At 58.5% G+C, this 12574-nt stretch carries 13 protein-coding genes; 6 read left to right on the plus strand and 7 right to left on the minus strand.

Going from position 1 to position 12574, the window contains the following annotated elements; all coding sequences use genetic code 11:
* The first annotated feature begins 4 nt into the window (after nt 1–4).
* Genes samp2 through ACN2TU_RS12595 form a run of 3 tightly spaced genes read left to right on the plus strand, consistent with a single transcriptional unit; the run spans nt 5 to nt 800 of the window.
* Nucleotides 5–202, plus strand: a complete 198-nt coding sequence (samp2, locus tag ACN2TU_RS12585) for a ubiquitin-like small modifier protein SAMP2 (RefSeq protein WP_435155734.1) — start codon at nt 5–7, stop codon at nt 200–202.
* Nucleotides 199–582: a GNAT family N-acetyltransferase gene (locus ACN2TU_RS12590; protein WP_435155736.1), complete on the plus strand. Its 384-nt coding sequence runs from the start codon at nt 199–201 to the stop codon at nt 580–582. Before samp2 ends, ACN2TU_RS12590 begins: the two co-directional genes overlap by 4 nt.
* Nucleotides 583–608: 26 nt before the next feature.
* Entirely contained in the window at nt 609–800 is a 192-nt protein-coding gene (locus ACN2TU_RS12595; protein ID WP_435155737.1) for a hypothetical protein, read from the plus strand.
* Between the two features lie 266 nt (nt 801–1066).
* Here ACN2TU_RS12595 and ACN2TU_RS12600 read toward each other — a convergent pair whose 3' ends face one another.
* The gene (locus ACN2TU_RS12600; RefSeq protein WP_435155739.1) at nt 1067–2449 is read right to left on the minus strand and encodes a phosphoglucomutase/phosphomannomutase family protein; all 1383 of its coding nucleotides are present in this window, start codon (nt 2447–2449) and stop codon (nt 1067–1069) included.
* A 240-nt stretch (nt 2450–2689) separates the two neighbouring features.
* On the opposite strand from ACN2TU_RS12600, the gene ACN2TU_RS12605 reads away from it, so the two are divergent.
* Entirely contained in the window at nt 2690–3268 is a 579-nt protein-coding gene (locus ACN2TU_RS12605) for an NADPH-dependent FMN reductase (protein WP_435155740.1), read from the plus strand.
* A gap of 10 nt (nt 3269–3278) precedes the next feature.
* Here the strand turns inward: ACN2TU_RS12605 and ACN2TU_RS12610 are convergent, their stop codons facing one another.
* The 3 genes from ACN2TU_RS12610 to ACN2TU_RS12620 all read right to left on the minus strand — a co-directional run bounded on the left by ACN2TU_RS12610 (nt 3279) and on the right by ACN2TU_RS12620 (nt 4559).
* Entirely contained in the window at nt 3279–3524 is a 246-nt protein-coding gene (locus tag ACN2TU_RS12610; RefSeq protein ID WP_435155741.1) for a GIY-YIG nuclease family protein, read from the minus strand.
* Nucleotides 3525–3586: 62 nt separating this feature from the next.
* Complete coding sequence (locus ACN2TU_RS12615) at nt 3587–3736, minus strand: DUF7563 family protein (protein ID WP_435156189.1); 150 nt, start codon at nt 3734–3736, stop codon at nt 3587–3589.
* 250 nt (nt 3737–3986) lie between these two features.
* Nucleotides 3987–4559, minus strand: a complete 573-nt coding sequence (locus ACN2TU_RS12620; RefSeq protein ID WP_435155743.1) for a DUF1684 domain-containing protein — start codon at nt 4557–4559, stop codon at nt 3987–3989.
* 532 nt (nt 4560–5091) lie between these two features.
* Here ACN2TU_RS12620 and ACN2TU_RS12625 point away from each other — a divergent pair.
* Nucleotides 5092–7425: an ATP-dependent DNA helicase gene (locus ACN2TU_RS12625; RefSeq protein ID WP_435155744.1), complete on the plus strand. Its 2334-nt coding sequence runs from the start codon at nt 5092–5094 to the stop codon at nt 7423–7425.
* Nucleotides 7426–7738: 313 nt separating this feature from the next.
* Nucleotides 7739–8389, plus strand: a complete 651-nt coding sequence (locus ACN2TU_RS12630) for a cupredoxin domain-containing protein (RefSeq protein WP_435155745.1) — start codon at nt 7739–7741, stop codon at nt 8387–8389.
* 201 nt (nt 8390–8590) lie between these two features.
* Here ACN2TU_RS12630 and ACN2TU_RS12635 read toward each other — a convergent pair whose 3' ends face one another.
* The 3 genes from ACN2TU_RS12635 to ACN2TU_RS12645 are packed head-to-tail and all read right to left on the minus strand — an operon-like array spanning nt 8591 to nt 12474.
* Nucleotides 8591–9646, minus strand: coding sequence for an ABC transporter ATP-binding protein (locus ACN2TU_RS12635; RefSeq protein WP_435155746.1), 1056 nt, complete (start codon nt 9644–9646; stop codon nt 8591–8593).
* 44 nt (nt 9647–9690) lie between these two features.
* On the minus strand, nt 9691–11364 hold the full coding sequence (locus ACN2TU_RS12640) for an ABC transporter permease (RefSeq protein WP_435155747.1): 1674 nt from the start codon (nt 11362–11364) through the stop codon (nt 9691–9693).
* Nucleotides 11365–12474: a thiamine ABC transporter substrate-binding protein gene (locus ACN2TU_RS12645; protein WP_435155749.1), complete on the minus strand. Its 1110-nt coding sequence runs from the start codon at nt 12472–12474 to the stop codon at nt 11365–11367. It lies immediately after the preceding gene.
* Between the last annotated feature and the right edge of the window lie 100 nt (nt 12475–12574).

The raw sequence follows: 12574 nt of genomic DNA on the forward strand, positions 1-12574 counted from the left end.
GGCTATGAACGTAACCGTCGAGGTGGTCGGCGAGGACACCCACGAGTTCGATGTGGACGACGAAACCTACGCCGACCTGCTGTCTGAGGTCGGCCTGAGTCGGCACGAGGTGTCGGTGATGGTCGACGGGCGGCCTGTGCCGGAAGACCAACCCGTCGAAGCGGCGCACGTGAAGGTACTCAGGCTCATCAAAGGCGGATGACCGTCCGTCCCGCGACACCCGACGAGCATCTCTCTGTCATGCGAATCGTGGACGGCGCAATGCTCGAAGCCGACGCGGACTTCGTTCGCGAGCGAATCGAAAACGGACACGTTCTCGTGGCGGAAGAAGAGAGGAGAATCCTTGGAACGGCGGTGTTAGAAGCCAACGACACCGGCACGCATATCGAGGCCATCGCGGTTCGACGCGCTCGGCGAGCGCAAGGAATCGGACGGGAGTTGGTCGAAACCGCACTGGAACGCTACGGGACGCTGACCGCCGAGTTCAACCCATCAGTTCGACCGTTCTACGAATCGCTGGAGTTCGACATCGAATGGTCGAGCGACGACCGACTTTTCGGAACGCTCGAAAGCGAACACTGATACATCGAGTTCGCAAACGATGCCGCATGGACGAGACGAAACGCCGTCGCCTCTCGCTCATCTGGGTCGCGTTCGCGGTCGTGATGGCGATGTACGTGTTTCAGGATGGATTTGACACGTCACTAAACGACCTCATCGGGCTGACTGCGGTCGTCTTCGGTGTGGGACTCGCAGCGCTTTACTACCTGAATCCCGGCGACGTATTGTCGTTCGAGTAAGATTCTGCGTCACAGTTCGCTCTCTCCTACTGAGTTGTAAATCCGATAATGACTTATTTTCGATATTTCGTATAGCGAACATCGATATACGAGTCCGGAAGTAGTTCTTGGAACTGATTTCCGTCAACGGCCGAAATAGCGCGCAAGAGCGGCAAAAGAAGGTGTCGCTGCTGCAAGGAGAAAGTCTCGAAACAGCAACACAAATCGGCGGAGGGTTCAACCCATCAACACACAAAAAAGAATCTGCCAACTGCGAATTGTACGAACTAAATCAGCGGTTCGACCAACCTCTCGCCCGCAGTGAGCAGTTCGCTGACGCGCGTTTCGCTGTCGCCCTCGGCGTAGATGCGCATCTTTGGTTCGGTACCGCTGGGTCGGACGAGCAACCACGAACCGTCTTCGAGCAGGATTTTGAAGCCGTCTTTGGTCACCACATCTTCGACATCCTTACCAGCGACTTCGTCGGGAAGTTCCGTTTCGAGGTCGGAGAGGACACGCTGTTTTTCCGCGTCGGGACAGTCGAGGCTAATTTTGTTCTGGTGGATCTCACCGAACTCCGAGAGGAGGTCATCGACGCGCGCATCGAATGGTCGCTCTTCGGCGATTGCGCCAGCGAGAAGCGCCATCAGGACGCCATCCTTCTCGCGGACGTGTCCGCGAATCGTGAACCCGCCGCTCTCCTCGCCGCCGACGAGTGCATCGTGGTTCTCGATGGCTTGTGCGACCCACTTGAATCCGACCGGAGTTTCGTAAACGTCCTCGCTGTGTGCTTCCGCGATTCGGTCGATGAGGAACGTGGTCGAGACAGTTCGAATCGCTGGGCCCGAATCGTCTTCGAGCAGATACTCGTACAACGCGGCGAAAAAGAGGTTCTCGTCCAGATATCCGCGTTCAGGTGTGACGATTGCGAGTCGGTCGGCATCCCCGTCGTTGGCGATGCCGAGGTCTGCGTCGCCGTCTTCGACCACCGAAACGAGTTCTTGTAAGTGGTCGGGGTCGGGTTCCGGCGAGGTGCCGCCGAACTCGGCGTCTCGCTCGCAGCGAAGGCGTTCGACGCTCGCACCGGCATCTTCGAGCAGTTTGTCGGTGACACCGCGACCGCTTCCGTGCATGGCGTCGTAGACGACCGAGAGGTCGGACAGGTCGCTTTTCACGAGGTCGAAGGCGTGTTCCTCGTAGGGTGCGACGAAATTTTCCTCGTGAACGACCCCGTGTTCGTCCTCCGAGAGAGGGTCGGGGTCGGCAAGTCTGGACATGATTTCGTCGGTCACTTCGGGAAGGGCGGGCGCGCCGTCCGACGGAATGAATTTCACGCCGTTGTACTCCGGCGGGTTGTGACTCGCGGTTATCATCAATCCGCCAGCGAGGTCGCGGTCGGTGATCGTCCACGCGAGGATTGGCGTCGGCGTATCCCGTTCGGGAATGAGCACGTCAAAGCCGTTTGCCGCGAGCACTCGACAGAGGTCTTCGGCGAATCCACGCGACGTTTCCCGGGCATCGTAACTAACCGCGACGGTGTCGCCCGCTCGGTCTTCGACCTCGCGGAGGTAGTCGGCGACTGCCTGTCCGACAATCTGCACGCGCGGCGAGGTGAACTCGTCGAGCGTCGCTCGCCAGCCGTCGGTTCCGAACGAAATCGGCGTTTCCATATGTCGTCCGTCACCGTCCCGGTCGAAAAAACCACCGTGTGCCACAGTCGCACACTGTTGACGAAAATTTCTACAAAAATCGATTTCCCCAAACCGTCTTGCCCACTCGGGAAATAGTCTCGCCCATGAAGCGGCAGGGAAGTCACGAAACGAATCGGTATGGAGAGGGAATGTGGCAAAAATCGAACCGTGCTACCCAGAGCGTGCAGGTTAAACGTTCGTACCCCTGAGTGAGAATTAATGCAAGCAACACCCAAAGTCGTCGCAGTCTGTGGAAGCATGCGCGACGGAAGTCATACACGAACCGCCCTGAAGCACGTACTCGATGCCGCAGAAGAGGCAGGTGCAGACACCGAACTCATCGATGTGCGGGAGTACGACCTTCCCATCTTCGACCCCGACGAAGAAGAACCTGAGGACGCAGTCGAGGTCAAGCGCATTATTCGAGAGGCAGATTCGGTCATTCTCGGCAGTCCCGTCTACCACGGCTCGTACACCTCGGCGTTCCGGAACGTCCACGACTACTGTAGCTTCGATGAGTTCGAGGACACTACAGTCGGCCTCCTTGCGGTGGCTGGCGGCGGTTCCTACGCAAGCACCTTAGACCACATGCGAATCACGGTTCGCGGGGTTCACGGTTGGGTGCTTCCGCATCAGGTCGGCATCCGAAACGCATACGAGCAGTTCGAGGATGGCGAGTTCGTTGACGAAGATTTGGAGGAACGAACCCGAAAACTCGGTCAGCAGGCAGCAGAATATGCGTTCATCACACCCGACGTGACTTCTGCCGAGGCGGACGAAGCGGCGGCGGACGACTAACGATTCGGTCTTAGTAATCGACCAGTCTCTCTTTTTGCGCACGGCTGAACTGTTTGATTTCGTATTCGCGAGACATCGCCGTCGACTTCGAATCGAATCGTTCGGAGTGAACGAGTTCGACAGGGGTTCTGCCTCGGGTGTACTTCGCACCGTCGCCAGCGTTGTGTTCGTCGACGCGGCGCGACACGTCGGTCGTATACCCGGTGTAAAAAGTTCCGTCACAGCATTCGACGACGTACACCCAGTGGTTGGTCACACCTGACAGGCTTTGCGTGGTTCGTTTTGTTCCTGTCGATTTCCGCCCTTCGCCACAGTGGGCTATGCTTTTTGCGCACGCTGTCGTGCCACCTCGGCGATTCCGGCGTTTGCCGAGCAGGCAGGGCAGGCACGGATGTTACCGTGTTCGTCAGCGAAGACGCGCGCAAACTGTTCGGAGACGTGCGCGTTGCAATGGTCGCAGTTTGGCATGCTGTCAGCCGACGACCGCACCGTCGGCATTCATTGCTTGGTTGTGAGCCCCTAAAAATCCTTTCCAAATTCTCACCCAAATTCGCCAATCACAAAAATTCATTTTCCAGACTTAGAAAAGAGTCTTCTGCCAACATAGTTCGGTGGTGAATAGGAAGACAATATTCCACAAACGAAAAATCGGTTGTCGAACTCCCTTTCCAGTGGAAATCGGAGTCGAGGGAGCGAAAAAGAAACTAGCAGTCGGCGGTTACTGGTCGTCCCACGTCCGTTCGCCCGCGCGAATCGCCACGTCGAGCCAGTTTTCCTCGGGTGGGAGCGGACACGCAAACGTTTCGCTGAACGCGCAGAACGGCGAGTAGGCGAGGTTGAAATCCAGCGTGATTTCGTCGCCATCGGTCAGTTTGCGGTCGGGATGCAGTTCGAGATAGCGTCCGTTCTCGTAGCTCTGCTGTCCCGTCGTCTTGTCGCGGAATGGAACGAATAGCGACTGTTGGCCCTCCTGCTGATAGACCGCAAGCGACTGCTCTTGGTCGTTCACGTCGAAATGAAACGTCATCGTGTGCAGATATCGCTGCGGATTTCCGGCCGTCATGTCGAGGTCGATCGGTTCCGGGTCGTCGTGGGTTTCGACCGTCGCGGTGACTTGGTACTCCGGGGCCGGGTCGAAGTAAGACAGGCCGTCGAAGTCGCCGCGTTTTTCCGGCGGAATCGGCGACTGTGGGTGCTCGTCGAAGAAGTCGTCTTTCTCTTGTCGCGTGTTTTGGAGTTCTTCGCGCCACTCGTCTTCCGAGATTTCGTCCAAGTCGGGTGCGTCGGTCATGGACTGGTGTTCGGGTTCGTCGCGGGTAAAGACTGTTGTACCGTCTCCGTATCGTTTCAGTTTATTTTACGACAAGTCTGTGGAATTTCACTTCTTGCAGAGTCGCACCTTATGGTTGAGTTTACTTGTTCTCGTTTTCTACCGAGACTCTAGCTACTTCCGACTCCTAATTACCGCACCGCGTGCCGAAGAAGTTCGTGACAATTCGAGATGGCCGGATTTTCCACGTGGCGCGCGCTGGCGCAGGCCTGAGGCGTTCACCGCCGAAGGCCTGTACTGACAGCGTGCGAGGGACGAGCGAAGCGAGTCGGTTGGGGGGCGTGTGGGCGGTTGCGGTTTTGCGGTATTAGAACCAGCACTAGCTAGCGACACTTTTATTATTTTTATCATTTATGCACCGAATCGCAGCGCTCTCATCGAAGTGATAAAAACGTCAGTACTCACGACCAGTTCCACCGCGTGCTCAACTTTAAATACCGAGACGGAACCATTCCAGTTCAACAGCCCTAAGCACGGGGCAAACAGAACAACAATGATGGCGGACTGGCGAACCATATTCGGTCACGACGACCCCTACGAGGAGCAGGAAGATGGTATCGAGACAGCCATCGAGACCGCCCGTGACGATGGCTTTTCGGTTATCGAAGGGGCCTGCGGGACTGGCAAGACCATGCTGGCGCTGACGGCTGGCCTCCACCTCGTCCGAGACCCCGACAGTCAGTACGAGCGCGTGTTCGTCCTGACGAGCGTCAAACAGCAACTCCGCCAGTTCGAAACCGACCTGAAGACGATAAACGCGAATTTACCCGACGATTGGAAGCCGGTTTCGGCGCTCACCATGGTCGGGAAAGCCGACGTGTGTCCCTACAACCGCGAAAATTCGGGCGGTATCGACGATTCCAACGTCTACGACCGCTGTGAAGGCCTGCGGGAGCGAACCCGCGACCTGACCGGCGAAAGTGGCGCAACGACCGCCCAAGCCCTCGCCTCCCAAGCCAGGAGCCAGCAGATGGGGCTTGCCGATAGCGGCAGTCAGGGAAGCGCCGCGTCCTACCTCGAAACGGCGGGCGAACCGTCACCCTATCCGCCCGAGATGCCGGAGTACAACGACCTCGAATACTGTCCCTTCTACGCGCAATTTCTGGAGGATATGCCGGAAGATGGCGACCCGGTCGAAGCCGTGCCATTCGATTTCGACAGCATGGGCCTCATCGAACCGAGCGACCTCGTGGCCAACTCCGTTCAGTGGGGCACCTGTCCGCACTCGATGATGGGTGCGTTGCTGGGCCACGTCGAGGTCGTCGTCGGCAACTACTACCACGCATTCGATCCGGTGACGACAGCGACGTTCACGGGCGCCCTGGTAGACGACTCGACGTTCCTCGTCTGCGACGAAGCCCACATGCTGGAACCGCGCGTTCGTGACCTCGTGAGCCAGTCCGTCGGCGATACGACCCTCAGAGACGCCGAAGCCGAACTCACCCGCGTCATCCAACCGGTGAAGTTCGACGACAAGGATTCCACGCACACGACTGCCGATGCGAACCTCATCCGGGGTGAACTCGAAGACGCAGGTGTCACCCTTCGCGAGTTGGAGGAAACGCGTGATTTCATCCGTGACCTCCGTGAGGAACTCGACCGACGAGTGACGGCGCATCTCGAACGCGAACACCGGGGCTGGAAAGCGAACCTCACCGGCCTCTCGGATGCGGAAATTCCACTGCGCGACCCGACCGTTCCGCAACCGGACGAAATTTCGAAATGGGCGGACGAAGCGGGCTACGACGGCGGCACCTGGGCACGTGCGGAGAAGGTTGGCGCAGTCGTCGCAAAAATCCTCAACGAAGCAGAGGAAGAAGACAGAGAACGAAATGCCCTGCCCGCAGGCAGGGCACTCGGCGAGTGGTACCGCAACGACCACGAGGAGTATTTCCGCGAAATCGTCCTCGAACGGACGTGGAACGACCGCGAACCCGACGATTCGTGGCGGCGGGCGTACAATGCCAAGCTCGCCATGCAGAACTGCGTTCCGAGCGACGCCATCGGCGAACAGTTAGGCGAATTCGGGGGCGGCATTTTGATGAGTGCTACGCTCGAACCGCTCGAAATATTCGAGGAGGTGTCGGGACTGGTTCATCTGGAAAACGACGGCAGACCAGTCGTAGAACGAACGTTCGGCTTGAACTTCCCCGAGTCGAACCGCGAGAGTTTCGCGGTGGATGCACCGAAATTCACCTACGACAACCGTGGTGCGCCGGACGACGAAACCGGAGAGCGGCAGGTGTATGCCGATGCGATTCGCGACGTGGCGCGGTCGCCCGGTAACGTCCTCGTTGGAATGCCGAACTACGCGGAGGCAACGTGGGCCGCGGAGCACTTACGAACGGTGGTTGACAAACCGGTTCTGCTGGACGAGAGCAGTGCGGACGACGCGACGGAAGACCTGAAAGACGAGTTCTTCGGCGGTGAAGCAAAAGTCCTCGTCACGAGTCTCCGAGGGACGCTTACGGAGGGTGTCGATTATCGCGGTGACCGACTCAAAGCCGCAGTCGTCTGTGGCGTTCCTATCATCAACACCGCGAGTCCCCGAACTCGGGCCGTGCGAACCGCATACGAACGAAAGTTTGGCGACGGGTTTACCTATGCTCTCACAGTTCCCGCCGTCAGAAAGGCACGACAGGCGCTTGGACGAGTTATCCGTGGGTCGGATGAGAGAGGAATCCGCGTGCTGGTGGACAGTCGCTACGCCCGCGAATCGTGGGACGGCGTCAGGGAGTTTTTCCCCGAAACCGAGCGAGAGGAGTTCCAACCGGTCAGCCCCGACATGCTCTCGCTCGGACTGGAACGATTTTGGCAGGAGTACTGAAGTACGGCAAAGAATCGACAATAACTGTAATCCTAACTCGAAAATTGCAGCCGGAGTCCGGAAGTCGAACTATCTGGACTCGAAATGGTCTGACGGCTAGGCGACTGTTTCCGTCCCTCGAACCAAGGATAACGGGCACATCTCGCGCATAATTTGCGATTACAAAACCGAACGGTGTGACCGGTTTTTACTCCGAGAACTCGTTTCGTGGACAGAGGAATAACAGATGACACAGTCACCGAAGTCACAGCGTCGAACATTTCTGAAGGCAGTAGGAGGCGTGGCTGGAGTTGGAGTTCTCGGACGCATCGCCATGGCACAGGACAATCAAACGACGGAGACGACCAACGGGGGGGAGACGACCAACGGCGGAACCCAAACGACGAGCGATGGTGAACGGGTCGTTATCCTCGGTGGACGAATCGATGCATGGCTCGGGCTGACGCCCTCCGTCATTGAGCGTGCGGACAATCCGACGATAGGACTGGTTCCGGGCGAACGCTACAGAATCGTCTGGATAAATTTGGACGGCGCACGACACCAGTTACAGATACTCGGCGAGGAGAACGGGTCGGGGAACGTTCTGCGGGAAACCGAAGCGACATCTCGACGGGGCGCGACACGGTCGATCTCGTTTCGCGCAACCGACCGTGTGCGGCGCTATCGCTGTCGGTTCCATCCGGACAGCATGCGAGGCAACATCGTCCGATCGGGTGATTTCGGAACAGGAACGGAAGGGACATTTACCACGGAGGAAACCGACTTCCGCACCACCGAGACGACGAACGGCACCGATGGAACGTTCACCACTGACACGACGGACGGTGGCTTCACTGATACCACCGACGGGACGTTTACGACCGACACGACGGACGGTGGCTTCACTGATGGAACGTTTACGACCGACACGACGGACGGTGGCTTCACTGATGGAACGTTTACGACCGACACAACAAACAATTGAACAACAACTGATAGCTGATAGGAACTGTTTTTCGAAGGCGGAGTAAAGTACACAATAGAGCCCTGGAGAGCGGCCGAAGCTCGTCTTCGGGATTGTAAGCACGAAAAGGGCCTGCAGATTTTGTTTTTGAAAATACGAGTTTTCCGTTCAATCCATTGCAGAGATAGCGACCAAGTCGACCCGATCACTATTTCTGAACCGTCATCGCTGTTCGATCAGTTCAGTCGTCCCACCGTCGATGATGTGGGCGTCTTCGGGGTCGAATCCGACACGAACCGTTTCACTTTCCGGTGCCTCGGACACTCGGAGCATCACCCGCCTGCCGTCCCAGTCGAGATGCACGCGGAACGCTTCGCCGAGGAACTCGACGGTCTCGACGGTCGCCGAAAACGAATTTTCGCCGCCATCCAGTCTGAGCGCTTCGGGGCGGATACAGAACGTTACGCGGTCGTCCGTCGCGCCCGCAATCCGGAACTCGTGGTCATCGACCGCGACCAGCGACCCCCCTGTTTCGTGTGCAACCGTGTCACCCGAAAAGACGTTGTTCTCGCCGACGAACTCGGCGACGAATCGGGAGTCGGGTCGGCGATACACGTCCTCGGGACGACCGATTTGTTCGACACGTCCGTCGTGCATGACGGCCACGCGGTCGCTTATCGCCAGCGCCTCTTCCTGGTCGTGGGTGACGTAGATCGTCGTGATCCCGAGGTCGGACTGGATTCGGGAGACTTGCGTACGAAGATCGTCGCGGAGACGGGCATCGAGCGCGCTCATCGGTTCGTCCAAGAGAAGTACGTCCGGGCCGGGTGCGAGCGCACGAGCGAGCGCGACACGCTGTTGCTGACCGCCCGACAACTCGTCCGGCTTGCGGTTGCCGAAGTCGGCCAAATCGACCAGTTCGAGGAGCGATTGGATGCGCTCGTCGCGCGTCATCGCTCCGGGCGGGTCGCGGAACCGGAGGCCGTAGCCGACGTTTTCCGCGACGGTCATGTGGGGAAACAGCGCGTAGTTCTGGAAGACGATCCCTACATCGCGATTTTCCGGCGGGACACCCGTCATCTCGCGGTTTCCGAACTGCACCGTTCCGGCGGTCGGTTCCTCGAAACCAGCAATCGCGCGGAGTGTGGTCGTTTTTCCGCATCCGGAGGGGCCGACGAGCGTGAAGAATTCGCCGTTCGCGACGTGAATCGAGATTTCTTCGAGGGCGGTGACGCCGTCGTACTCCTTTCGCACGCCGGAGAGTCGAACGTCAACCACGCTCCCACCTCGCGGTTTCCATCCGCTCGCCGCTGGAGGATAGACTACCCACCCTCCCACCTCCCGCCGAGGCGGTCGATGACGACGAAGCTGACAGCGGTGACGACGAGCAGAACGGTCCCCATCGCCGTCGCTGGGCCGAGCGTTCGGTTGCCGAGATAGCGTTCGACGGCGACGGGCATCGTGTAACTGCTACTGCCCGTGGCAAGAATAACTGTCGAGTCGAACTCACCGATACTGATTGCGAAGGCGAAGGCGGCCCCGGCGGCGAGTCCGACGGCGACGAGTGGGAGTTCGATGTCCACCAGCGACCGGAATCGAGTCGCGCCGAGTGCGCGCGCGGATTCGACCATCCGGGGGTCGATACCCGAGAGCATCGGAGCGACGTTTCGCGTGACGAAGGGATACGCCGCGACGGCGTGGGCCGCGACGATGGCAACCGCGCCGCCGACTTGGATTCTGGTTCCGGCGACTGGTACCCCAAAGACGAGTCCGCGAAGCATACCGAGACCGACCATTACACCGCTGACCGCGAGTGGAGCCATCGCGATTGCTTCCACGAGTCGGCCGCCTTTCGCTCTGGAAAGTACCGCAATGACGACACCCATCGGAAGCGCGATGAGCAGGGTTCCGATTCCGAAGAACAGCGAATTTCGAACCGCGACGCCGGGTTTGGTCTGGAAGGACGCTCCCGAGACCTGCCGAGTGACGAGAAATTCGTAGTACTGGAGGGTAAATCCGTTCGGGCCGGTCAAGCTTTCGAGAACGGTGCTGACCAGTGGGCCGACGAAGACGATTGCGACGAGGACGAAATAGGCCAGAACGCCAACACGTTCAAGGGATTCTCCCGAGGTGCGGACGCCGGAAAACAACCATTTTCGGGCAAGCGGACGGCTCGATCGGGTTGCCGACGTTTGTCGTGCTTCATACCGAAGATACGCGTAGGTCAGCACCAACGAGAGAGTCGTTTCGAGGACTGCAAGGACTGCAGCCTCCGAATAATCCAAATCGCGAACTAGCGCGTAAATCCACACCTCGACAGTCTGGAACTGGAAGCCACCCAGCGCCAGCACGATGGGAAACGACATGAACGTGAAGATGAACGTGAGGAGCGCACCTGTTAAAATCGCGGGCAGGAGTTGCGGAGCCAGCACGTCGCGGAACGCCCGAAACCGACCTGCGCCGAGGCTTCGAGCGGTTTCGACCTCGCGGGCATCCACGCTCTCCCACGCCGCGTTGGTGATTCGGGCAACTAGCGGCGCGTTGTAGAACGCGTGGGCAACGACGATGGCTGGTAGATTGTAGAGCAGGGAGTACGGCCCGAATCCGACGAGTCCGAGCACGTCGTTCAGCAGTCCGTGTTGGCCGAACATCGCCACGAAGCCGATGGCGACGAGAATCGACGGCATGACGAACGGGATAATAGTTAGCGATCGAATCGTCCGTCGGCCGGGGAACTCGTAGCGTGAGAGAATGTAGGCACCCGGCAGTCCGAGTGCAACGCTGGCCAGTGTGGAAAGAAACGCCTGCCACGCCGTAAATCTGAAAATTTCGTTGACGTAGAACTGGTCGGTCAGAACGTCGATGAAGGCGTCCGAACCACCCGCATCCGCGAAAACGATGGCGACTGGAAAGTAGAACAGCACGGCGAGGACGGCAGTGGTTGCGACTCCGAGGAGGGCGAGCGCGTGTCGTTCCAGCCAGTGCCGAAAGCGCATTCAGTTGCTTGCGATTTGTCGCGCCCACTGTTCAACCCATCCTTCGATGTTGCCTTTCAACTCGTCGTAGGAGTAGGTGATCGGCTTCTCGGGTGCTTTCGCGTACTTTTCGAACTCATTGCCGGGGTCGGCCCAATCTGTTGCGGGGAATTGGACGTTGAGCGTCGGAATCTTCGATTGGGCCTTCTTCGAGAGCATGAATTCGAGGAACGCGTCGGCCAACTGCGAGTTGTCGGTGTCGGCGAACTTCGCCATACCTTCTGGGTTCGCGTAGCCCTGACCGTTCAGGAAGCCGATTTGGTGCTTTTTCATGTCCGCGCCGGAGCGATTCGCGTACACTTGGTCGGTGGAGTAGGAGACGACGATGGGTCGCTCGCCGTTCGAGTAGGCGGTGTAGGCGGCGTCCCACGAACCGAGAATTTGTACGTTGTTTTGCTTCAACTGCTTCCAGTAGTCGAGGTACGAATCCGGCCCTTTCTGGTGAATCGACCAAAGCAAGAAGGCGCGCCCGGTAATCGCTTGCTGGGCGTTTTCGGTGATGAGCGTGCTCTTGAACTTCGGTTTCGTCAGCGCGTCGAAGGTCTGAGGTTCGTCCACTTCGTGCGCGTTGTACACGAGGCTGATGTATCCCGTGTCGTACGGAACTGCTCGCTGTTTTGGGTCGAACTTCAGCCCGTCTTTGACGTGGCCGTAGTTCGACAGCGAGTCCGCAATCGGAGTGAACAGCTGTTTTCCGCCGAGTTTGTCGTCGATTGTGATGAGGTGGTCGACGTTCAGTCCGACGTACACGTCCGTATCAATGGTGACGCCCTGTGCCTTCCGCTGAATGAAGTAGTTCACCTCGTTTTCGGGCGTCTGCCATTCGAGCGTCGCTTTTGGATATGCCTTTTCGAACTCCTTTTTCAGCCATTTGCCGGGCGACGAACTCGGCGCGTCCACGAGTGCGCTGTACGTTGCGACCTTCAGCGTCCCACTCAGTTCGGTCTGGGCAGTCGTCTTGGCCGTGGTGCCGGTGTTCTGGGACTGCTCGCTCGACCCGGTGCTGTCGAGACAACCAGCAAGACCGGCGAGAGCGGCGCTTCCCGCTGTAAGGAACGTTCGGCGGTTCATTACTCGGTGGTTACAGTCGGTGATACTTAACAGACGTGATGTTCAAATCGGAGGAAGAGAGGCACAGCAGTTAAATGATGAATGTAATACTGCTATATGA

The organism is Haladaptatus marinus, assembly GCF_051194195.1.

Excerpts from the sequence above, each read along its gene's own strand:
- samp2 (WP_435155734.1), top strand. The coding sequence starts at position 5 with ATGAACGTAACCGTCGAGGTGGTCGGCGAGGACACCCACGAGTTCGAT.
- ACN2TU_RS12590 (WP_435155736.1), top strand. The coding sequence starts at position 199 with ATGACCGTCCGTCCCGCGACACCCGACGAGCATCTCTCTGTCATGCGA.
- ACN2TU_RS12595 (WP_435155737.1), top strand. The coding sequence starts at position 609 with ATGGACGAGACGAAACGCCGTCGCCTCTCGCTCATCTGGGTCGCGTTC.
- ACN2TU_RS12600 (WP_435155739.1), bottom strand. The coding sequence starts at position 2,449 with ATGGAAACGCCGATTTCGTTCGGAACCGACGGCTGGCGAGCGACGCTC.
- ACN2TU_RS12605 (WP_435155740.1), top strand. The coding sequence starts at position 2,690 with ATGCAAGCAACACCCAAAGTCGTCGCAGTCTGTGGAAGCATGCGCGAC.
- ACN2TU_RS12615 (WP_435156189.1), bottom strand. The coding sequence starts at position 3,736 with ATGCCAAACTGCGACCATTGCAACGCGCACGTCTCCGAACAGTTTGCG.
- ACN2TU_RS12620 (WP_435155743.1), bottom strand. The coding sequence starts at position 4,559 with ATGACCGACGCACCCGACTTGGACGAAATCTCGGAAGACGAGTGGCGC.
- ACN2TU_RS12625 (WP_435155744.1), top strand. The coding sequence starts at position 5,092 with ATGATGGCGGACTGGCGAACCATATTCGGTCACGACGACCCCTACGAG.
- ACN2TU_RS12630 (WP_435155745.1), top strand. The coding sequence starts at position 7,739 with ATGGCACAGGACAATCAAACGACGGAGACGACCAACGGGGGGGAGACG.
- ACN2TU_RS12640 (WP_435155747.1), bottom strand. The coding sequence starts at position 11,364 with ATGCGCTTTCGGCACTGGCTGGAACGACACGCGCTCGCCCTCCTCGGA.
- ACN2TU_RS12645 (WP_435155749.1), bottom strand. The coding sequence starts at position 12,474 with ATGAACCGCCGAACGTTCCTTACAGCGGGAAGCGCCGCTCTCGCCGGT.